Below are 21177 nucleotides of genomic sequence, written 5' to 3' on the forward strand. Positions count from 1 at the left end.
ATTTACAGCTGCATAAAGCCTAGATCCATCGGGATCGAAATACGATTCAAGCAGTCCTGCCCATCCAATGGTCAGCCATCGCTCTCTTCATGAAAAAAACAGCCCCTTCTGCCATCCGGCAAGAAAGGACTGCATATTGGTTGATACTCACAGTCTGATCGGTTAAGCCTTCGGCGCCAGCTCGGCCCCTTGGCGGATCGCTTCCATCAAGCTCTTCTCATCCGCGATGCCCGTTCCGGCAATATCGAATGCCGTGCCGTGGTCAACACTTGTGCGGATGATCGGCAGCCCGACCGTAATGTTGACGCCCGCATCCAGGCCCAGCACTTTGACTGGTCCGTGTCCCTGATCGTGATACATGGCCACGACGATATCGAAGTCGCCGCGAACCGTCCGGAAGAAGAGCGTATCCGCCGGGAGCGGTCCCACAACCTCAATGCCTTCCGCCTGAGCTTTCTCAACAGCCGGAATGACTTTCTCCTCTTCTTCCCCGTACCCGAAGAGGCCGTTCTCCCCGGCATGAGGGTTAATCCCGCACACGGCAATCTTCGGCGCATCGATCCCCGCCTTCCGCAGCGTCTCATGCGCCAGCTTGATCACATGATATACCCGCTCCGGCGTGATCATCTTCACGGCATCGATCAGTCCGACATGGGTCGTCACATGGATGACCTTCAGGTTCGGCGCGGACAGCATCATGGAGAAGTCCTGCGTTCCCGTCAAGTCTGCCAAAATCTCCGTATGACCCGGATATTTGTGCCCGCCCTTGTGAAGAGCCTCCTTATTCAGCGGAGCCGTGCAAATTGCTTGAATGCGATTTTCCTTCGCCAGCTCAATGGCTCTTTCCAAATATTTAAACGCGGCATGTCCAGCCTCGGCCGACACTTGACCGACCGGCAGATCGCCCGGCAGCAAGTCCAGATCCAGCACGTATACCGTGCCCAGACGGTAATCGGCCTGCTCCAGCTCGTCCGCAGCAATGCTCTCGATGGCCAAATCGCTGTTTACGAACGTCTTCGCGCGCTCCAGGATCTTACGGTCCCCGATGACGAACGGTCTGCTGATCTCATACATCTCCCCTTGCTTGAGGCTCTTCAGAATAATCTCCGGTCCGACGCCAGCGGCATCGCCCATCGTGATGCCGATTATCGGTTTGCGCTCACTCATACTCTCACCCTTTTCTTTGTGGTCATATACTGCAACGCATCAACGAGCGACTCGTCACGGCCAAAGCCTCCGGCTTTCGTAATCGCCCAATAACTGCGACCCTTGCCTTGGAGCTTACCGAACGGCAGTCCGGGCTCCGCCTCCGAATGGAGCTGCATTTCGCCGATCCCCAGCTCCTGGCAGACCGCCTTCGCCGTATCTCCGCCCGTCAGCACCAGCCCCTCAATATCCTCAAATGCCTGCAAAATCTCCCGTGTAATATGCCCGAGTCCCCGAGAGATCGCTTCGCTTACTTCCGTCAAGGACAGCCCAAGCTGATCTCCCGCTGCTTTCGCAGCGATGCGATTATGCTCGGAACCGTCCACATACAATACAGCATAAGGCTTGTCCGAGCTCTTTTCCAATGCTCGAACGTAACGATCGGCATCTGTATCGCCTCGGACCAAGTCGACCGGATCCACTTCCAGCATGCAGGCCTCCGCCATCTCGCCGACCTTTGTCAGCTGCTGCCGCGTGGTTCTGGACAAGCTGCCGGAGACAACCAGCGTTTTGCCCGCCAGCGCCTCAGCCTCCTCCCCGCTACCTGACGGCTTCAAAGCCAAAGCCTCTGGCAGGTATTCGATCAGCCCGGCCGAACCGGCCCAGACGATCGATCGATCCCAGCTCGAGAAGAAGGCGGCGATGGTCCGAAGATCCTGCTCGGACTCACTGTCGCAGACCAGCCAGGTCTGCCCATGCGATATCGCTTGGTTCACATATGCCGCAAGCTCATCCGCGGGCCCCCGCAGCAGGCTCGTATCGATCAGCCCTACCTCACGGCCGGCCCCTGCCTGGAGAAGCCCAGGAATAAAGCTTTCCGTAACAGGCGTCTTAGGGTCCTTGGCAAATTCCGTATCCGTGATGAGCGAGCCGTTCACATAGTGATGCCCGCCGACGGTTACCCGGTTCATCTTGGGAAAAGCCGGAGCAATCAACATCAGATCCGGGCGGAACACCTGCTCCACCGCCCTCAGCTCCTCCGCCATGTTGCCCCGAAGCGTCGAGTCCACCTTTTTATAAATATGCCCGTAACCATGCCGTTTCAAATAATGGGCCGCTCCATATGCCGCTTCATAAGCTTCGGCACCTTGCTTCGCCCGGCTGTCTGTATCCACGATCAGCACATCGGCAGGCGCAGCGTCACCGCTCTGACGATAGTCGAGTATAACGGTCGAGGAGAGGCCTTTCTTCGCCAATTGTACGCCTGAATCGTTCGCCCCCGTCAGATCGTCAGCGATAATTCCCATTTGATTGATCACATTTATCACACCTTTAAACTTCGGTTTCCGCTTCCCGCTCAAATGAATATCCCTTCTTCTCCATCCGTTTGACCAGGAAGCCGACATAGATCGGAAGCAGGATGGCCGTCGTTACTACAGAGGCCGCCACCTGCACGGTTGCAATATCGGTAAAGGCCGCGAAGGATGCATTGGCGGCAGCAATGGCAGCAGGCGTCGCCACCGCGTTGCCTGCAGTCGAGCCTTCAGCCGCTCCGACAATCGGATTCCATTTCATCGCTTTAAATACAAAGTAACCTGCAGTACCTGTAACAAACACCGTCAAGAGTCCAAGAATGATGCCGGACAGTCCGCCTTCCACGATCGCGCCGAAATCGATGCCCATACCGAGCGAGAATGCAAAGAACGGAATCAGCATAGAGCTTCCTTTATCCAGAAACTTGCGCATGTCTTCGTCCAGGTTGCCCAGCACCATACCGACGAGAATCGGCAGCAGCACCGAGATGAACGAGACGAACGAGAACATGCCGTCGACGAATCCCATCGCACCGAAGATCGACAAGGCCACCATGGTCAGGAACGGACCGTCATTCAATGCCAGCAAAGAATAGGCCGCGCGGTCCTCTTTGCTGCCATACTGGCCGACCAACGCCACGAACAAGCCCCCGTTACTATTGGTCATCGCCGCGATGACCGCAATCGGCGCCAGGCCGAGCCACAATCCGTTCTCGCCGGCAAACGCATAAGCGATCAAGCCGAATGCCGCCCCTACTACCCACTTGGTTACGAGCAGCGTCGCGCCTTTACCGACCGATACGCCGAACGATTTGACGTTGATCTGCGCCCCCGTACAGAGCAGGAACAGCGCGATCAATGTGCTTGAACCGTTTACGAACAAGGCCTCAGTAAAATTACCGATGCGAAGCAAATCCGGAGCGAAGGTATTGATAACTGCTGCAATAAGCAGCGGAACTACCATCATGCCTCCGGGAATTCGATCTAAAGCTGCTTTGATCTTCATTATTGTAGCACCCCTTCAATAATTGTTTCAATATTAAACAGTGATTCATAATTGAAATCGCTTGCAGGGATTATTGTAAATGCTTACTCTAAAATTTGCAACACATTGTTCAAAAATTGTTGCAATTTTAAACATTCTATCTAAAGAGCTATATTTCCTTCTCCAAGATGCCAAACTAAATGAGACACTACCGGTTCAAAGCCTGACTCCGTGCCTTCCCTTATTCTGACCGTTCCTCCTGAACCGATACCCCTCACGCATAATGAAACGCAGATATATCAGCATAACAAAAAAAGCTGAAACTATTGTTTCAGCTTTCGCCACAGCGTCGAGCGGTTGATCCCCAGCCGTTCCGCAACGCGCGTTTGATTATCATGTTCTTCTTTCATGACGGCATGAATAATCCGCTTTTCAATCTCATCCAAAGTTCCTTGAAGAAAATCCGCCGGCAAACGGGCGTTTACAGAATGCTGTATCTGCTTCCTGCCAAGATGCCGGGAAATTTGCGCCCTCCCGATCACATAGCCTTTTTCCTCCGTCACCGCATCCTTCAGCAAGGTCCTTAATTCGGCCACATTGCCCGGCCAGCTGTACCCTTCCAGCATCATCGCGGCTTCGTCCTTCAGCTTGACCGGCGATGTGCCCAGCGTTCCGTGATAGGCAGCGATATAGTAGGTTGCCAGCGCCTTAATATCTTCCTTGCGCTCCCGCAGTGCCGGCACATTCACGCGAACGGACTGCTCATCGAACAGGAGCGATTGATAGACCGGATCCTCCTTCTCGAAGGCCAGTATCACCGTTCGCCCCCTGCTGCGTTCAGCCCTCACCAGAGCTTGAAGGTTCGAAATCTCGTTCGGACTAAGCATGTCGATTCCGTTAATATAGACCGTTTTGATATCGTCGTCGAAGCCTTCGCCTTCGATCTCGGTCAAGGCCTGCTTCGCCGTCAATGCCGCGTACAGCCCCTTGCGGTCGTGTTTCTTGAAGTGAATGTAGCGTGACAGCAGCTGCTTGCCGGTACCCGTTTCCCCAATCAGGATGAAGGAGTCGCTCTCGAGATGATGCTCCATTGCTGCGAGGCATCCGGCCATCGATTCGCTGCGGGCAATGATCATCGGCAGCTGGGATACGGCCTCGACAGGGAAGGCCACTTGTCCGGTACTCTCCTTCATTTCGGAGAAATCGAACAGATAGTACGGCTTCCCCTGGATGTATTTCAATATCCGCTTCTGCTTCAGCTTGCGCTGCCCGCGCTCCTGAACCGTCAGAACACGGGTTTGATCCGGATTCTCCCGAATGCCTGCGCTTAATTCATCGACCGGAACAGGGCAGGAATCATAGTCGATCCAGTTTTGATAGACCACTTCGCCTTGGCGATCCAGCACGATGAGGTTGTTGGCCGTCTCGGCAAGCAGGGATTGGAGGAAGGAAATCTCCCACTCCTTTCGCCGATAAAGGCGATGAACCGACTTCGCCCTTTGGAACGCTTCAAAAATCGCTTCCCGCCCGGACTGGATAAGAATGCCCTCCAGACGGTGCTTGGCGGCAGCCTCTATCGTTACGACATCCCCCATAATCAGCTCATAGCCCTTGTCTTTGAGTTCCTCCAGAATCGAGTCGACCTCCCCTGCCTTCTCGACCGTGCACACCTCGATCTCGATATCCAGCACATCGGTAATGGCCTTGGCCCCAAGGGTAATGTTGGAGAAACCGACAATCGCTTTTTTTCCGGGAAAATCATTCGCCAGCGTCAGCACCCGCAGCATGTCATAGCCCGAAACATGAACGTCAATGACCGGAATCGCCACCTCGGGCTCGATCAGCTTGGCCGTGCCGCCCCGGCTGATGATCACGTCATAGCCCTGAGACTCTCCTGCCTGCGCAAGCGGAATCGCCTCCTGGAGGTTCGCCACCTCGATATGAATATCCAGATCGGGATCCTCCTGCCGGCATTCGTCGATGAGCGGGGTCATGGCCGGGTAAGGAGCGATAAACAATGTTTTTATCTTCATCATGTTCCACCTATAAGTTCTTTGGTTAACCCTATGCTCATTATTCTAAACGTTCCCGTTCAAATAACCAACTTTTTATGGGATCACAGGGCAAGGGCCTTGCCGGGAGCCGGACTATTAAACGGGATCCGATCAGGATGCGCTAGCGGTAAGAAGATTTCCCATCGGCACAAAATGAACAGCGAACACCCCCCCCGACCGTCTTCCATGCCAGGGGGTGCCTCTATCATATTCAGTTATGCTTCAATCCGTACCGTTACGGCACTCTTGGCTTCCATGCGGAAGCTTAACGCCTCTATACCCTTCAGCGCAAGCGATACATTGGCAGCCTGCTCCCCGTCGTTGAACATCACGGCGGCCACCGAGCCGTCCGTATTTTTGAATGCAACGTTGGATACCGGCGCATGGCTGGATTCGGACGCGATTCGGACCGCTTTGGGACGAATGCATTTGCTGAAGTGGGCGAGCGCGTAGTAATCCAGCGTATAGGTCAGCTCCTTGCTTCCTTGATCGATCTTGACGATACCGCGGCAGGTGCTCTTGCCGAATCCCGGTACCGTAGGCCCGTTCTTCTCATCGAGCGCCATATTCCATAGCACGAACGACTTGCTGTAATTCCGGAGAATATCGATGCCCGTCCGCATCACATTAGAGAAAGCCGGTTCGAACGGCGGAATCCACTCCCCGCCCGATCCCTCCGTGAAATGGACCTCTTTGCCAGGAAAAGCTTCAAACACCTCGGTCTGCGCCGATGGCCGCCCTCCATACCAATGCCACGCGACGCCATCCACCTCGTCATTCGCCTGCTCGAGCACTGCCTTTGGATACTCCGGCTTGTCCCAGTTGTGGTCATAACACAGTATTTTCGTGTTGATGCCGTGCTGCACGAATTTCGGCTTGAGATGGTTTTTAATAAAATCGCTCTGCGCTTCCGGCAGCATGATCATGCCCGGATAGTGCACGGGCGAATACAATGCCTCGTTCTGCGGGGTTACGGCATAAATCGGCAGGCCATGCTTCGCATAAGCCTGGATGTACCGCACGAAATAATCTGCATACACCCCGTAATATGCCGGCTTCAATTCCCCGCCGATCATCGAGCCGCTCGTCTTCATCCAGCCGGGAGGACTCCAAGGCGAGCCCATCAGCTTAACATCCGGATTCAGCCGCAGCGCCTCCTGCACCAAGGGGATGATGTCCTCCTCATCATGCGCGATCGAGAACCGCTTAAGCTCCTCATCCGTTTCACCGTCCGGCATATCGTCATAGCTGTAGAAATCGCGGGCATAGTCGGAAGCGCCCATCGGATTGCGAAGCACCGACAAGCCGATTCCTTCCTCCGCATCGAACAGCCTCCTCATCAGCACCGAACGCTGCTCCGGCTCCAGCACTTGATGGATCAAATACGCGGCCGAATCCGTAAACGATGCCCCGAATCCGTCCATCTCCTGATAGGTAAGCTCATCGTTAATGGTAATCGTGCTATGCTCCTCGTCCGGTGGTACCGGAGATAGCTGTTCCTTCGATTTCGGGACGAATAGCTCGTCTTCCCCTCTCGACTCATAAATGGTGATGTTTAGCATGCTGTTTCCCTCCAGGTTCGCTAAGTTTCCTATCCATCGGATCGGCCCATGCCAGGGGCTTGTCTGCTGAAGCTCTCCCCTTCTTGGAAAAATCTCCGCAGCCCCTGCATGGACCTTCGTCTATTTAAAGACCAAGCTTCTCCTTATTCGCTTTCATCTTCTCGTTGCGGATGTCCACGATTTTGTCCCAGCTGTTGGCCTCAAGGAACGATTTGTATTCATTCAAAATGCTCTCGAATTGCCCATCGTCCTTGGCACGGATCATGCTGACGAGCGTCGTGTTCCACTTCGTATTAATGGCGCTCAATGCGCGAGCCTCCGGGGTCCCTTGATCCGGATTGATATTCTCCAGAATAAAGTGCGGCACCAGCTTGCCCCGGCCCCATTCCTGCATCTGCTTGATCGCATCCGGGAAGGCGTCCTGGCTTAGCGCCTTATGGCGGTCATGGCCGAAGAACATGAATTCACCCATACGATAATCCTTCTTGAAGGTGTCCGGATTGTTCAATTGCAGCTCCTTCACGGCCGGCAGGAATGCTACGGTGCCGTCGGCGTTGACCTGATAGGTTTCGCCTTCGATTCCGTAGTTCATCAGCATTTGGCCCTCTTCGCTCAGCAGGTACGTGAACAGCTGAATCGATTTGGCCGGATCGGCGTTGCTCTTCGTAATGAAGCTGATCATCCAGCCGGTGATGCCGGATTGGTTCAAGGTCGGAGCATGTCCCGCCGTGCTTTGCGGCCCGTCAATCGCGATGTATTCCTTGCCCGGGTTAGCGCTGGCGAAGCTTTGGAGATTGCCGCCCTGCTGCGGGGTTCCGTCGAGCAGAATCGTCGCGTATTTGCCCGCTTTCACCTTCTCTTCAAAAGCCGTCCCGTCGTCCGCAAAGCTGTCGTCGCTGATTGCGCCGTCACGATAAACGGTGTTCAGCGTCTTCACCCACGTCAGGTAGTCCTCGTCCAGATTGCGGTTGTAGAACCCGCCGTTCTCGTCCTCCAACGGCACGCCGATGAAGTCCTGCAGCACGTCGCCCAGCGACCCGGTTCCCTCGCCGATCGAGTTGAATCCGAATGGAATCAGCTGCGGGAATTTTTGCTTGATGTCAGCCAATACCGCGCGGAACTCATCCGGCGTTCCCATGCTCGGCTTGCCCAGCGCCTCATACACGTCCTTGCGGATGATGAACGCCGTCTTCGCCGGAATGTTACCGCTGTCATAATCCGCCTGGGTGTTGGAGTAGTTCGGGTACCCGTAGGTTTTGCCGTCCTTCAGCTGGAACCAGTTCAGCGTATCCTGCGCTGCCACCTTGTTGAAGTGAGGGTCGTACTTCTCGGCCAGATCATTGAGCGGCAATGCCCAAGTCGCAGCCTTCTGCACTACCGGCGAGTTGGAGTCGAAGGTCGTGATCAAATCCGGCATATCGCCGCCGGCAAAGAACGTATTCAGCTTCGTATCGTCCCCCGTGATGAACTTGATGTTGATATTAAGGTCTTCCTTGATTTTCTTCGTGACGACGTCCTTGCCGAAATCGGTGTTCCACCAATCAGCGTTCACATACCAGGTCAGCTCCGTCGCCTCTTCCTTCTTATCGAGCTTCCACGCCGGCGTTTCCGGATCCGGGGTGTACCGGTCCTCGATTGAGATCCAGTTTTCCTTCTTGGAGCCGGAGTCGCCGCCCGAGCCGCAGCCGGCAACCACCAGCATAATCGCCAGCATGAGCGAAGCCCATGCGAATCTTGTTTTGCCCTTTGATTTATCCATCTTCAACATCCAGTAACCCTCCCTTTTAATAAAAGCGCTTTCTTTCAGACCCGAACCTACTGCTGCTTTCTTATTCTTTCACCGCTCCCAGCATCATTCCGGAAATAAAGTACCTTTGAAGTATTGGATAGATCGCAACAATCGGCAGCGTAGTAACAACGATCGTGGCAAGCTGAACGCCCTTCGTCGTCGTCTCGATCACGACCGAGCCGGCGTTCTGCATCGATTGCGTCTGCGACTGCACAATAATTTCGTAGAGCATCATTTGCAATGGGTACAGCGACTGATCCGTAATATAGAGCTTGGTCGTCATAAAGTCGTTCCATTGTCCGACGCCGTTGAACAGCGCAATGGTCGCCATTGCCGGCATGGACAGCGGAATGAAGATGCTCAGAAAGATCCGCCAATCCCCGCCGCCGTCAATCTTCGCGGATTCCTCCAGCGAATCCGGCACGTTGCGGAAGAAATTCATCAAAATAATGACATCGTAGAAGCTGAGCAGCGCCGGAATAATATACACCCAGAAGCTGTTCAGCATGCCCAGGTCCTTGATGAGCAGGTACGTCGGAATCATCCCGCCCGAGAAAAACATCGTGATGACGCCCATCGTGACATAAAATTTGCGGCCGCGCACGTACCGCTTGCTGAGGCCGTAGCCGACCATCGCACAGAAAAAGACGTGGGTGATGACCCCGATCAAGGTTTTGGCGACCGAGATGAAGAAGGCCTGCCAGATGCCGTCATCCCGGAATACGGCCTGGTAATTTTCAAGGGAAAATTCGGTCGGCCAGAAAATAAACCCGCCCTCCGCCAGAGCTCTGCCCGAGCTGAAGGAAGAGACCAGAACATTCCAAAGCGGAACCACGATGATCAGCGTAAACACTACCAGCAATGCGATATTGACGGCATCGAAGATCCGGCTATCCCAGTCCCCTTTCGCTGCTTTCGAATTCAAGGTAAAGCCTCCCTCCCGTTACACTTCTACCGCCCGCCCTTAACCCTTAGCGTCCGATTCGGCGCTTTGGATGCAGCGGGCACTTTTGGGTGAACAACCGTTACAGAACCGACTGGTTGTCGTTTAATTTGCTGGTGACTTTGTTGGCGGTCACGAGCAGAATGACCGAAACGATCGAGACGCCAAGGCCCACGGCCGTTGCGTAGGAGAAGTCACCCTGCGTCATCCCCATCCGGTATACGTAAGAGTTGATAACCTCCGCCTTTTCCCGGTTTTGCGAGTTCATAAGCACCAGCGTCTGATCCAGGTTCGAGCCTAATAAACCGCTTACAGTTAGGATCAAATTCAAGCTGATGATCATTTTCATGTTCGGAATGGTAATATTCCAGATTTGTCTGAGACGGCTGGCGCCATCGATTTTCGCGGCTTCGTAATAGGTCGGATCGATCTTGGCCATAATCGCCAGATACAGAATCGTCCCCCAGCCCGCTTCCTTCCAGATGTCGGACAAGGTGGCGATCCACCAATACTTGTTCGGATCCAGCATAATGTTCTGCGGCTGCGAGATCAGACCCAGGCTGAGCAGCAGCTGGTTGAACAAGCCCGTCGTCGAGAACCAGGTAATAAGCATCCCGCCGAGCACGATCCAGGACAGGAAGTGCGGCAGGTACGACACCGTCTGCACAAATTTCTTGAACCGCCCGAAGCTGACCTCGTAAATCATGATGGCAAGAATAATCGGAATGACGAACCCGATCGCTAATTTCAGAAAGCTGATGCCCAGCGTGTTTACGACGGAATCCCAGAAGTACTTGTCCGACATGATGATTTTGAAATTGTCCAAGCCGACCCACGGCGCGGAATCGATCGTGTCGATGACCGTGTAGCTCTTGAATGCGATCGTCAGACCGTAAATCGGAATGTAGCAGAAAATAAACATGAACACGACGCCCGGAAGAATCATGGACTGCAGCTCCCATTGCCGTCCGAAATCCACGACAAACTCCTTCACTCTCCGCCCCATCGGCTTTTTGCCGGATGGAAGCACGGCTCCCGTTCCTGCGGGCGTCGCGGACGGAGCCTCGGCTGTCTTTGCCACCTCGTTCGCCTCCTCCTTTAATAACATGGTTGTTTCCAGACCCCTCGATTGCACTACACCTTGTTACCCATCCATAAGAACGCAATCATTCAATAAAAACGTTTTTATTTTTGGTAATAAAAACCCCCTATGCTTGGATGAATTTTAAAAAAACAGATCCGAAATGACGCCTTCTGCCTAGTCTACTGGCTCCGACTCATTCCGATCGGACCTTCACTTGACTGGAGCCGCGGACGATCAGTTCTCCCGCCAGCTTCTGCACCTTGCCCTGCTCCTTCTTCTGGATCATGCGCACCAGATGGTCAACGACCAGGATGCCTTGCCGCGCAATCTGGTTGCGCACCGTTGATAACGGCGGCGTAAAATACTGTGCGATATCGATGTCGTCAAAGCCGACGACGCTGATATCCTTCGGAACCTCGTAGCCGAGCGATTTCAGTGCCCGGATGCAGCCGATGGCGCTGAGGTCGTTCCCTGCCAGGAACGCGTCCGGCACCTTGCCTGGATGCATGTGGATGAACGATTTTACGGCGTTATAGGAGCCTTCCTCCTCGAAATAACCCTGGAGGATCAAGTCCTCATCGATCGGAAACTGCACTTCGCGTAAGGCCGCGAGATAGCCTTCCTTCCGCTGGACGCTGTCGAACATGGTGTCCACGCCCGATATGTAAGCAATATTGCGGTGTCCGAGACTGATCAAGTATTTCGTCGCCTCATATCCAGCTTCATATGAATCGAAAATAATGCTCCCCATCGTCTCGTTCTGAACGACTCGATCGAGGAATACCGCCTTGATCTTGTCCTTCTCCATGACGGCAATGTCTTTATCATCAATTCTCAGCTCTTCGAAAATGATGACGCCGTCTACGCGCCCGCCCAGAATGTTGCTCATAATGACCTGCTTGTCCTTCGTCACGAACACGTTCAGCCCGTAGCCGAGACGGTCGCACTCGCGGGACATGGATTCCACGAGCGTATAGAAATAGGGCCCCGATACGCTGGTGGTGAAGAAGCCAAGCATCTTCGTCTTGCCCGATTTCAGCAGCTTGCCGTTCAGGTTCGGCACGTAGTTGAGCCGTTCCGCCACCTTCAACACATGCGACTTGGTCTCGGGATTCAGCACGTCCACGTCATTGAGCGCGTTCGATACCGTCGAAATCGATACGCCGGCCTCTCTTGCGACATCTTTGATGGTTACCTTGCCCATTCACTGATCTTCCTTTGCAATAAAAACGTTTTTATGTACATAAGTTACCATACGATGGCGTTGAGCACAATGCTTATTTTTTCGGGTAGGCGGATTTTTATGCGAGGCTTGTCATTCGCACCAATCCTCGGGGCCGATAGAAGCCGATGGAAGACGACGGAAGTGGATCGGGTGATCCCATCTGCGTGCGAGTGATGGAAGAACCTTTTGAGGGAGGGCAGTACGGCTCCAAAAGGAACAGAAGCCTTTGGTGAATGACATCACCAAGGCTCATTTTTGGGGATAACCTAGATTCACAAGCGATGATCAAGCCGATTCAGACGACTCTTTAAATTAAGAAAATAAACGAAGGGATCATTTTAATTCGAAGAGAAGTCTGCAGGTTTTCATTCAAAGGCTGGAATTCAATTAAATGTAGAGCAGAAATGTAGAGCAGAACTCCAGCCATTAAAAGTCTTCGCAATTTTTAATTTTGGCATTTTATCCATTCACTTTTTCTTTTTTTCGAAGAAATCGAACTTGATCACGTAATCAAAGAGAGATGTAATAATAACAGCTCCAAGCGGAATCATGGCGGGTGCCCATGGCGGATTAACCGGAGCCTCACCAGGGGGTGCATCAATAAAAATCGCATAAAGGACAAAACAATAAATTAGGGCCACAACAATACCTGTTTTGTTTCTATTTTTCACAGCTGTTTTCACCTCTAGTTCACAGAAATTCAAAGTATTGTATTTTCTACCTAAGAATATTGTAACACAGATCGACAAAGCTGGAATAATTTATCTCTCCTAGTTATAGATCCTAAGCTGAAATCCTGCGACGAGTACCGGCCGATTCAGCGATGAAACGAAGTGGATCCGAGAAAATGAGAAACGTTTTAATGACCTGAAATCCTATGTGCTATCAAAAAGTGAAGAATAAAAAATCAGCCATGGAATCGGGCATGTCCCGTTCTTCCATGGCTGATTTCGATTTCATGTTTACTTCACGCGCCTATGTTCGCGCCTAACGCTGGCTAAAACACCCCGCAAGGGGCTTATCACGACCTCAACAACTCAGCGAGGCCCTGCACATCCAGCCCGTCGGCGGCAAACGCCGTGCGGACGAGCTTCGGCGGCACAAACTCGTCGTATTTGCCGAGGTAAGGCGCCTCGTCCGGATCCAGCAGCGAACTGGCGTCGCTGCATTCCGCCAGCTCGCGGCGGATCTCCTCGAGCAGCGTCCCGGCATCCGCCTTGCCGGCAACGATCATGTAATAGGGCTCCATCGGCACGATCGAGCGCAAGGAGAGCGGCTCGGACAGATTATGCTTCAGCAGCCGCTCGAGCGTCCGGAACTGCTTGCTGCCCGCCCAAGGCAGTATAAACAGCGAATCCCCGCCCGCCGGGATAACGACCTGCTTCAGCAGCCCGCTCTCCCGGGCAAGCCGGCGCGCCCGCTCCAGGCGGTTCACGGCGCCGGGCGCGAGATACGGATAGATGGTGCTGTCCGCCAGCACTTCCCGCATCTTCTGTACGACCCGGGTGTGGACATCGCCGCCGGCGCCCAGCCATAACGTATCAACCTTGCCTTTGGCAGCCTTCACGTACAATGCTTTGTGCTTGGTGTCCACTTCCTCTACCTTCCACAGCTTGCCGGCCAGCGAGAAGCAGTAGCCCGGAGGCGGCACGGTCGTAATCGATCCGATCTCCTCGGATCCGTTGTAGACGACATGCTCCTCATCGTCCTTAAATACCGCATAGAAGCGGTAGTTATTTACGATCTTCTCCCCGCCAAGACCGATGATGAGGCTGCCTTCCTCTGTGCGCTGGATATGATCGGTCTGCAGCAAATACTGCAGGAACTCCTTATACTCCTCCGGCTCGATGCCGCGAAATGCCGGGAGCGTAAGCACAGCCCGCGCCAGATCCTGCGGCTCGGCTTCTCCCATGCTCTTCAGCGTGCTCATCGTCTGATGGTACAGCACGCCCACCGGCTTCTTCCGCAAGGTGAGCGGCTCAACCCATTTCTCCCGGATGTACAGCTCGATGACGGCGATCGCCCGCAGCAGCATCCAGGGCATGCGCGCCGGCAGCAGCGCCTCTTCATCCTCGTCCTCCGGGCAAAGAAACATCATCTCGGAGGCCTGGTCCCCCCTGCGGCCGGAACGGCCGAGCCGCTGCACGAAGCTGGAGCAGCTGTACGGCGCACCAAGCTGGATGACCCGCTCCAGCTCGCCGAGGTCGATGCCAAGCTCCAGGGTCAGGGTTGCCGCGGCCACCGCCGGCCCCGGCCCCGACCGCAGCGCGGCCTCCGCTTCCTCGCGCAGCATGGCGGAGATGCTTCCATGATGGACATGGAAGACGTCCGGCTGCTGCCGCTTCGCGGCGATTCGCCGCAGCTCCAGCGTCGTGAGCTCTGCGTCCGAGCGGCTGTTCGTGAAGACGAGCGCTTTTTTCATATACGTGTGATCGTACACGAAATCATAGTAGGCTTTGCGCGCGAGCTCCAGCTGCTCGGCCTGCTTCTCGTCCCGCGCATCGGGAAAGGAGAAGTGCTCCACCGACAGCCGCAGTCTCCGCCCGCCTTGCGGAGCAATGACTTCGACCGCATGCTGGGTTCCCGCACCCAGCCACCCGGCCGCGGTCTCGTAGTCGCTCAGCGTAGCCGACAGGCCGATCCGGCGAGGCTCGCACGAAGCCATCCGCTCGATGCGGGTGAGCTGGCTCAGCACCTGAATGCCGCGATCAGCCCCCATGAACGCATGGACCTCGTCGATAATGACATACCGAAGATCCTGAAACAGGGCCGGTATCGCATTCGGCCGGTTCATCAGCAGCCCCTCAAGCGACTCCGGGGTAATCTGAAGCACGCCGGAAGGCTTCCGCATCAGCTTCGTCTTCTCAGCCTGGGACACGTCGCCGTGCCAGTGCCATACCGGAACCTGCCCCTCCTTCAGCAGATCGCTGATGCGCTCGAACTGGTCGTTGATCAGCGCCTTAAGCGGCCCGATATACAAAATGCCTACCGAGCTTGATGGCCTGTTATGCAGCTCCGTCAGGGCCGGAAAGAACGCCGCCTCCGTCTTCCCCGAAGCCGTACCGGATGCGATCAGCAAATGGTTCGGCGTATCGAACAGGACGCGGCAGGCTTCAACCTGTGCCTCGCGAAGGGTATCCCATCTTTTTTTGTAGATAAATTCCTGAATGAATGGCGCCAACCGGGAAAAAGGATTCGCTGCGCTCATAGCTCAAACTCCGCCAGCAGATCATCCATGTCGTCCCCCGGCTCATCCGCTCCTTTGCCGATTGGCTGCGCCTCCGCACGCTCGCCCATAAGCTGCTCGAAGCTGGCTTCCGGATGCTGATGCAGCGTGTGCAGCAGGTCCATGAAATCCCGCACAACCTCCCGGGTCGTCAGCAGTTCTTCCGCGCCCAGCCGGTTCACGGCAGCCTGCATAAACGCCACCAGCTGCTCGTCCTTCAGCTGGGGCTCATACTTGAAGTGCAGCGCATGGATATCCCTCAATTTCTGCAGAAGGATGAGAATTTCTTCGTACGAGAGCATGTCCAGCTTCAGAATGGGAGACGTATACGTCCGAAGCGTGCTACTGCCGTAACGTCCATCGATCAGACGGGAACGGAGGGCGTCATAGCTAAACAGCCCCCGGCGCTCGTCTTCGACGAACTGGGGCGTGCCGCCCATGTAGATCCCCAGGTGCTGGGCTTTGCCCTGCATCGTGTCGTTGAACATGGTGAGCAGCTTCTCGTAGTTGCTCTGACGGGAGATGCTGTTCGTGATTTTGTACAGGTTAACCCCTTCGTCAATGAACAGCAGCAGTCCCTTGTATCCAATCGCAGCCGTGAATTCGGACCACAGCTTCATATAGTCGTACCAGTTGTCATCGTCGATGATGACCCCTACGCCGAGCTCCTTGCGGGCTTCCGTCTTGGTCGGCACTTCCCCGCGCAGCCATCGCAGCGCCGCCGCTTTCCGGTCATCGTCGCCAAGCTTATAGCCGTTCCAATAAGCAGCCAGCACCTTTGCAAAATCAAACCCGTGCACCAGATTCTGCATCTCATTCGTCACCGCGAAAATGTCCAGCTCCACGCGTTCGTTCAGGGCGGGATCATCCGGCCGAAGGCCCGCCTCAACCATGATCCGCTGCTGAATCGCCGCAATCCACTTCTGCAGAATAGCCTCCAGCGCTCCGCCGTCAGGCCGCGTCTTCGTTGACAGATGGGTCATGAGCTCCCGGTACGTCGCCAGCCCCTGCCCCTTCGTGCCTACGAGCCGGCGCTCCGGCGACAAATCCGCGTCCGCCACGACGAAATCGCGGTCCATGGCATAGTTTCGTATCATCTGGAGGAGGAAGCTCTTGCCGCTGCCGTAACGTCCCGTGATAAGGCGGAAAGCCGCCCCCCCTTCGGCGATATTGTCCATATCCCGCAGGATCGACTCCACCTCCGGTTTACGCCCGACGGCAATATATTCAAGCCCAACGCGCGGCACGACGCCTGCCGTCATGGAGTTCACAAGGGCAGTGGTGAGCCGCTTCGGGATTTTCAACTCGTTCATGATCGATATTCACCTTCTTTCAAAGCATTAGAGGCCGGTTGTACCGCCCTTGCTTTTATATCCTCTTCAAAGCATCCATCTTGTCGATATATTCTTCCGCAATGGATTCTCCGTCAATCAGCAGATCCCCGATGGTATCCATTGCAGCCTCGTTAATCTCATCCAGCAGCAGGGCAGGCATCGAGCCTGCGCGCTCTGCAATGGGCTGCAGCGCAGCCGAATTCGGTCCCGCCTTCAAGACGTGCAGAATCTCCATATGCACGGGCGTCAGACGCTCCGCAAGCTGCTGCCAATCGTCATCCTCAACATCCCATTGCCATGCCTGTCCGTGTGAATGGGATGCTTCCTCTACTTTACTCGCTTCAGCCTCCGATCCCCGTTCAATATGAGGGATTTCTTTAGCGCCAAGCGTTACTTCAGCGTTTTTTTCGGTAGCTTCTTTGGTAGCTTCTTTGGTAGTTTCTTCGAAAGGTTCTTCGATTGGTTCTTCGATAGTTTTTATGTTAGTATCCAGGGTAGTTTCTACAGTAGTAAGCGCGATAGATTGTTCAGCAGCCTGTTTATAGATTGGCTCAGCGGTTTCCGCAGAAGATCCCCCCGTAGTTTGTCCAGTCGGTACGTTTGCCGCTTCGACGGTCGTTGGTTTAGCCGCTTTTACGGTCGTTGCGTTAGCCGTCCCTTCGATCCGCGGTTCCATTCCGGAAGAATCTTCGCTAGGGAGCCCCGCATCAAAATCCATCACGGCCTGAACGACATCCACACTCTTCGGTTTGCGCTTTCCAGATGAGACGGCTTTCGGGGACTGATCTGAACCTGCATGGACTAATGAAGACTTCTCATCCAAGGCCTCCTCCGATCCGGCCCCCTCGACAAGCAGCATGTCGCGGACCTCGTCCGACTCCCGCTGCAGTCGCCGCAGCTTCCTTGTATCGATCTGCACCTCCGGGATGCTCTTCTTCCGCTCGGCTTCAAGCTGCTGCTCTATTTCTTTGGTCAAATACCGTTCAACCAGCTGCGCCACATCCGGTCCGATGGCCTCCGTCCCGCGAAGCCGTCCCTTGAAGCCCCTAAGCTCCCTCAGCTTGTTCTCCGTCAGCCGGATCAACCCGGTCATGTAAGCCCGCAATGGGGCATACTCGCTTAAGGAGAGGATTGTCAGGACAACCGTTCGCCCATGCAGACCATGGTCATACACCGCGCTGCGAAACAGATATCGCTTGACCTGTCTTGGCCGGGGTTGGAAGCGGTCGATGAAGCGCTGCCCCGTCTTTTTGGCCAGATAGCTGTCGACCAGCGCCACAACCTTCGGGGCATACCGCTGCATGTCCTTGCGTCCGGATTCCTGATAGAAACGGCTCTTCTCGGCGTCATAATCCAGCAGGCCGCACAACAGCTCCCAGGTCAGCTCGGCAGGCTGAAGGGAGAAACGCCGCATGTACTCCCGCTCCTTCAATTCCGGCGAGATGGCCCGCGGCAGGCGATCATACGTCTCGGGAATCGGCATATCCAGGTGATGCACGATCATAAAATCATATAGCCATTCCCGCAAGTACATATCGAGCTTGGCATAACGCTCTCGGTAAGCGTTCCATGCTTGCAGCATCAAATCGTACCCTTGCCGCGGGTCGCTCCAGCCTACGCCGTGAATCAGCTCGTAAAAGTACAGGAACAAATAGGATAAATCCGTATCCGGGTACCGGCCGGACCTTACCTCCTCCCGCCAGTAAAAATACCAGCGAAACTGTTCAGGCCTCATCTGCTCGTACGTCGGCCAGTACGTTTTGAACGGAACGAATGGAGCCTCATCCTCCGTATGCCAAGCCAGCTCCCGTGCCTTCAGCGCGAATTGCTGCTCCTTGGTGAGATAACGGAAGCTGTCGTCCAAATTCAGATCAAGGGGCTGCTGCGGCTTCACTACCAACGAGGTTCTCTCCCCCGGTGCTTGAGGTGCCTCCGTTTGCCTATCCCGCTCTTGTTCCGGATCCAGACCCTCCCCGGACCGGGCGGCAAGCGGCATGTCCCGCTCCTCCCCGCCGAACTCGATTTCCGCAAATCGAATCCCCTGATCATTGACTAGCGTGGTATGTCTTATGTGCTCTATGTGATTGTTTTTGTTATTATTGAAATCCGGCTTCTCATTTTTCATCGGTCATGAACCTCCGTCATGACTTCAATTATACCATTTTGCATGGCCAGTCTAATGGATTTTCATATGAAACTCATCTATATTATAAGGGATGAAAGCGAACGATGCTCCAGATCAAAGACTGAAGCCGGAAAGGACTTCCTGATGAATAAATGGATCAAGGCACTATTATTTCTGGTAGGGGCGGCCATTCTGACCCGGCTGATCCCCTTCTCTTCCTGGTTCCGCATCCTCGATACGATGATTCACGAACTGGGACACGCGCTCATGACCCTCCTCATGTCCGGCCGAGTGCTCAGCATTGAGCTGAACCCGGATCACAGCGGCGTCACGTATTCCATGCTGTCCTCGGGGGGCTGGAGTCCTGTCGTTGTCTCGTTGGCAGGGTATGTATCGGCCTCCGTGTTCGCCATTCTCATGTTCCTGGGATATGCCCGCAAACGGCAGGGCGAAGGCTTAATGACCATTACCGCGCTGGCGGTTATTATGATTATTTTCTTCGTACACAAGGGGTACGGGCTGTGGTGGCTCATTATTTTCATCATCGTCAATCTTATCTTCTATATGCTGGGACCGAAAATCCGCAACTTCTATTACCTGCTCCTGGCCTTTCTCGTGCTGGAGGAGTCCGTCATGGGGCCGTTGACCTTGGCCATACGGGCGCTGAGCCAGCCATCGCAAGCAGGAGACGCAAGCAATCTGGCCAATATGACTGTGGTTCCCGCGATTATCTGGGCACTGCTGTTCTTCGTCTTTTCCTTGTGGTGCGCCAAGGTGGCGCTGCAGCTGTTCTGGAAGAAGCGATGATGGGCCGTCCCGCTTACCTGATTTTGAAAGGAGCTGCTTAGCATGGCCCGGAAGCAATGGATCAGAGCGCTTGTGGTGTTAGTTGCCTCGAGTCTCATCACTTTAGGCATCCTCTGGTCTAAAGCAATACCTGATAACGAAACTGCAGATACTAAGACTGCGGATCATACGGAATTATATACACTAGAAGGGAATGGAGCCGCCTGGCGGGTGGAGGACTATACCGTCATTCGAACAAAGGACTCCATTTGGCGCGGCAATGCCAAGCTGGTCTATCTGGGGGACTCTAACGAAATCAGGCACTCCGACTACCTGAGCTATACCGTTTATGAGACGCTCGGCAGCGAGAATGAAGCCGTTCCCGTGCTTAGTGGAAGCCAGACAGCCGTAGGCGGGGCGATCAATCTCCTCCAGAATCTGGAGGATCTAGGCTCGGTGGAAAGCCCGATTACGGCTGCCGAACGGAATATGATCAAATTCCAGCCTTCCGGCGTTTATGTCGTCGTCGAGTGGAGGAACAGCCATGGGCAATCCATCCGGGACCGCATTCCGCTTGAAGTGCTGTAAATGGAATAAGCCGTCGTTTCCTCGGTGAGAGGGACGGCGGCTTCTTTATTAGCTGAAGTGGGTAGTAGCGCTTTTTAAAAAATATTGAGGTCCAGTTAATCTGTTCCGACAAGCTCAACCTCTACGAGTTCATCTATGTACTCGGCTTTCAAGTAATATTTGGACCCTTTTTGATAAATGATCACTTCCGGCCAAGAGGGATTATAATAAAATACATACCCCACTTGCTTCCACGTTTGCCCGTTTGCTAATTCATAAATATTCCCGTAATCAAATCCGGTAAATTCATTTTCGATATGGGACTTTGTGACATACGTATAACCTGGAATGGTTGGAGCAGGCGATGGCGGGCCATTCCTTTTCTTGTTAATTGTTGTATAGTCTACTTTAGCATCCACAAATCCCTCGGAGTGAGGCCCAACTTCACCTGGATTGAAGCGGATGACGATGCCCTGATCATAATAGTAAAATGAGTGATTGGACTGAGTAAGGTAAAATTCAATATGATCCGTGAAGATCGGATCCCCTTTGGACTCCCTCTTTACAAGCTGCGATGTAACAGCCTCAATCAGATTGAGCTTTTGACTTTCAGTCTTGATCACATCATCAAGCTCCAAGCGCTCGCCTGTCCTTAGATCAAAATTAAATGTACTGGCTGAGATGGTTTGGCCGCCTTCAGAATTTAAGTAGATGGTATTAACAATCGATAACTTTCCGTTTTTATTGTATTTGGTATTGGCTTTGGAACGAAAAGAGGTATGTTCACCGCTCTTTTTGTATTCCATATTCGCCCAGGCTAAAAGCTGGGCGTCTGCTTTAAGAATCCTATTGATATCACTGACCACTTTTTTGTTTTCCCCGCTAATTTGCACATATTGTTGGCCGAGGAAGTAATGTACGCTTGTCTTAACCTTGGTTGAAGCCGCATCAACCCCTGATGCGAATGAGATCAGGCTGATGAGGCACACGATCAACCATCCAGAAACAACTTTACTCATTACGTTTTCGTTCCCCCTA

16 protein-coding genes are annotated in these 21177 nt (G+C 54.1%); 2 read left to right on the forward strand and 14 right to left on the reverse strand.

The window, feature by feature from the left end; translation table 11 throughout:
- Nucleotides 1-162 precede the first annotated feature (162 nt).
- The 13 genes from pdxA to MKX76_RS21725 form a co-directional block, all read right to left on the reverse strand.
- Nucleotides 163-1167, reverse strand: coding sequence for a 4-hydroxythreonine-4-phosphate dehydrogenase PdxA (pdxA, locus tag MKX76_RS21665; RefSeq protein WP_210094337.1), 1005 nt, complete (start codon nucleotides 1165-1167; stop codon nucleotides 163-165).
- Nucleotides 1164-2465 carry a four-carbon acid sugar kinase family protein gene (locus tag MKX76_RS21670; protein ID WP_276824934.1) on the reverse strand — a complete coding sequence of 434 codons (1302 nt, stop codon included), beginning with the start codon at nucleotides 2463-2465 and terminating at the stop codon, nucleotides 1164-1166. The genes pdxA and MKX76_RS21670 overlap by 4 nt, the downstream gene beginning before the upstream one ends.
- A 13-nt stretch (nucleotides 2466-2478) precedes the next feature.
- Nucleotides 2479-3465 (reverse strand): 2-keto-3-deoxygluconate permease, encoded by a 987-nt coding sequence (locus tag MKX76_RS21675; protein WP_040740343.1) that lies wholly within the window; start codon nucleotides 3463-3465, stop codon nucleotides 2479-2481.
- 302 nt (nucleotides 3466-3767) lie between these two features.
- A complete protein-coding gene (locus MKX76_RS21680; protein WP_341034609.1) occupies nucleotides 3768-5480 on the reverse strand; it encodes a sigma-54-dependent transcriptional regulator in 1713 nt (570 codons plus the stop codon).
- Between the two features lie 233 nt (nucleotides 5481-5713).
- A complete protein-coding gene (locus MKX76_RS21685) occupies nucleotides 5714-7060 on the reverse strand; it encodes a glycoside hydrolase family 30 protein (RefSeq protein WP_340897900.1) in 1347 nt (448 codons plus the stop codon).
- A gap of 124 nt (nucleotides 7061-7184) precedes the next feature.
- Complete coding sequence (locus tag MKX76_RS21690) at nucleotides 7185-8828, reverse strand: sugar ABC transporter substrate-binding protein (protein WP_186332972.1); 1644 nt, start codon at nucleotides 8826-8828, stop codon at nucleotides 7185-7187.
- 61 nt (nucleotides 8829-8889) lie between these two features.
- On the reverse strand, nucleotides 8890-9774 hold the full coding sequence (locus tag MKX76_RS21695; protein ID WP_210094340.1) for a carbohydrate ABC transporter permease: 885 nt from the start codon (nucleotides 9772-9774) through the stop codon (nucleotides 8890-8892).
- A gap of 100 nt (nucleotides 9775-9874) precedes the next feature.
- Nucleotides 9875-10873 (reverse strand): ABC transporter permease, encoded by a 999-nt coding sequence (locus tag MKX76_RS21700; RefSeq protein WP_007132949.1) that lies wholly within the window; start codon nucleotides 10871-10873, stop codon nucleotides 9875-9877.
- A 196-nt stretch (nucleotides 10874-11069) separates the two neighbouring features.
- A complete protein-coding gene (locus MKX76_RS21705) occupies nucleotides 11070-12080 on the reverse strand; it encodes a LacI family DNA-binding transcriptional regulator (RefSeq protein WP_007132950.1) in 1011 nt (336 codons plus the stop codon).
- Nucleotides 12081-12568: 488 nt separating this feature from the next.
- A complete protein-coding gene (locus tag MKX76_RS21710) occupies nucleotides 12569-12772 on the reverse strand; it encodes a hypothetical protein (protein ID WP_341034610.1) in 204 nt (67 codons plus the stop codon).
- A gap of 350 nt (nucleotides 12773-13122) precedes the next feature.
- A complete protein-coding gene (locus MKX76_RS21715) occupies nucleotides 13123-15309 on the reverse strand; it encodes a DEAD/DEAH box helicase (RefSeq protein ID WP_341034611.1) in 2187 nt (728 codons plus the stop codon).
- Complete coding sequence (locus tag MKX76_RS21720) at nucleotides 15306-16640, reverse strand: ATP-binding protein (protein WP_341034612.1); 1335 nt, start codon at nucleotides 16638-16640, stop codon at nucleotides 15306-15308. Before MKX76_RS21720 ends, MKX76_RS21715 begins: the two co-directional genes overlap by 4 nt.
- A gap of 55 nt (nucleotides 16641-16695) precedes the next feature.
- Nucleotides 16696-18786: a TerB N-terminal domain-containing protein gene (locus MKX76_RS21725; RefSeq protein WP_341034613.1), complete on the reverse strand. Its 2091-nt coding sequence runs from the start codon at nucleotides 18784-18786 to the stop codon at nucleotides 16696-16698.
- A 144-nt stretch (nucleotides 18787-18930) separates the two neighbouring features.
- On the opposite strand from MKX76_RS21725, the gene MKX76_RS21730 reads away from it, so the two are divergent.
- Nucleotides 18931-19593 (forward strand): M50 family metallopeptidase, encoded by a 663-nt coding sequence (locus tag MKX76_RS21730; protein ID WP_028406734.1) that lies wholly within the window; start codon nucleotides 18931-18933, stop codon nucleotides 19591-19593.
- A gap of 42 nt (nucleotides 19594-19635) precedes the next feature.
- The gene (locus tag MKX76_RS21735) at nucleotides 19636-20160 is read left to right on the forward strand and encodes a hypothetical protein (protein ID WP_210094344.1); all 525 of its coding nucleotides are present in this window, start codon (nucleotides 19636-19638) and stop codon (nucleotides 20158-20160) included.
- A gap of 95 nt (nucleotides 20161-20255) precedes the next feature.
- On the opposite strand, the gene MKX76_RS21740 is transcribed toward MKX76_RS21735, so the two are convergent.
- Nucleotides 20256-21158: an RsiV family protein gene (locus tag MKX76_RS21740; protein ID WP_210094345.1), complete on the reverse strand. Its 903-nt coding sequence runs from the start codon at nucleotides 21156-21158 to the stop codon at nucleotides 20256-20258.
- Between the last annotated feature and the right edge of the window lie 19 nt (nucleotides 21159-21177).

This window comes from Paenibacillus sp. FSL R5-0810, assembly GCF_038002285.1.
Lineage (GTDB): Bacteria > Bacillota > Bacilli > Paenibacillales > Paenibacillaceae > Paenibacillus_AQ > Paenibacillus_AQ lactis.

What these genes read in the sequence shown, in the direction of transcription:
- MKX76_RS21675 (WP_040740343.1), bottom strand. Translation starts at nt 3,465, where the DNA reads ATGAAGATCAAAGCAGCTTTAGATCGAATTCCCGGAGGCATGATGGTA.
- MKX76_RS21680 (WP_341034609.1), bottom strand. Translation starts at nt 5,480, where the DNA reads ATGATGAAGATAAAAACATTGTTTATCGCTCCTTACCCGGCCATGACC.
- MKX76_RS21685 (WP_340897900.1), bottom strand. Translation starts at nt 7,060, where the DNA reads ATGCTAAACATCACCATTTATGAGTCGAGAGGGGAAGACGAGCTATTC.
- MKX76_RS21690 (WP_186332972.1), bottom strand. Translation starts at nt 8,828, where the DNA reads ATGTTGAAGATGGATAAATCAAAGGGCAAAACAAGATTCGCATGGGCT.
- MKX76_RS21725 (WP_341034613.1), bottom strand. Translation starts at nt 18,786, where the DNA reads ATGAAAAATGAGAAGCCGGATTTCAATAATAACAAAAACAATCACATA.
- MKX76_RS21740 (WP_210094345.1), bottom strand. Translation starts at nt 21,158, where the DNA reads ATGAGTAAAGTTGTTTCTGGATGGTTGATCGTGTGCCTCATCAGCCTG.
- MKX76_RS21715 (WP_341034611.1), bottom strand. Translation starts at nt 15,309, where the DNA reads ATGAGCGCAGCGAATCCTTTTTCCCGGTTGGCGCCATTCATTCAGGAA.
- MKX76_RS21720 (WP_341034612.1), bottom strand. Translation starts at nt 16,640, where the DNA reads ATGAACGAGTTGAAAATCCCGAAGCGGCTCACCACTGCCCTTGTGAAC.
- pdxA (WP_210094337.1), bottom strand. Translation starts at nt 1,167, where the DNA reads ATGAGTGAGCGCAAACCGATAATCGGCATCACGATGGGCGATGCCGCT.
- MKX76_RS21705 (WP_007132950.1), bottom strand. Translation starts at nt 12,080, where the DNA reads ATGGGCAAGGTAACCATCAAAGATGTCGCAAGAGAGGCCGGCGTATCG.
- MKX76_RS21730 (WP_028406734.1), top strand. Translation starts at nt 18,931, where the DNA reads ATGAATAAATGGATCAAGGCACTATTATTTCTGGTAGGGGCGGCCATT.
- MKX76_RS21735 (WP_210094344.1), top strand. Translation starts at nt 19,636, where the DNA reads ATGGCCCGGAAGCAATGGATCAGAGCGCTTGTGGTGTTAGTTGCCTCG.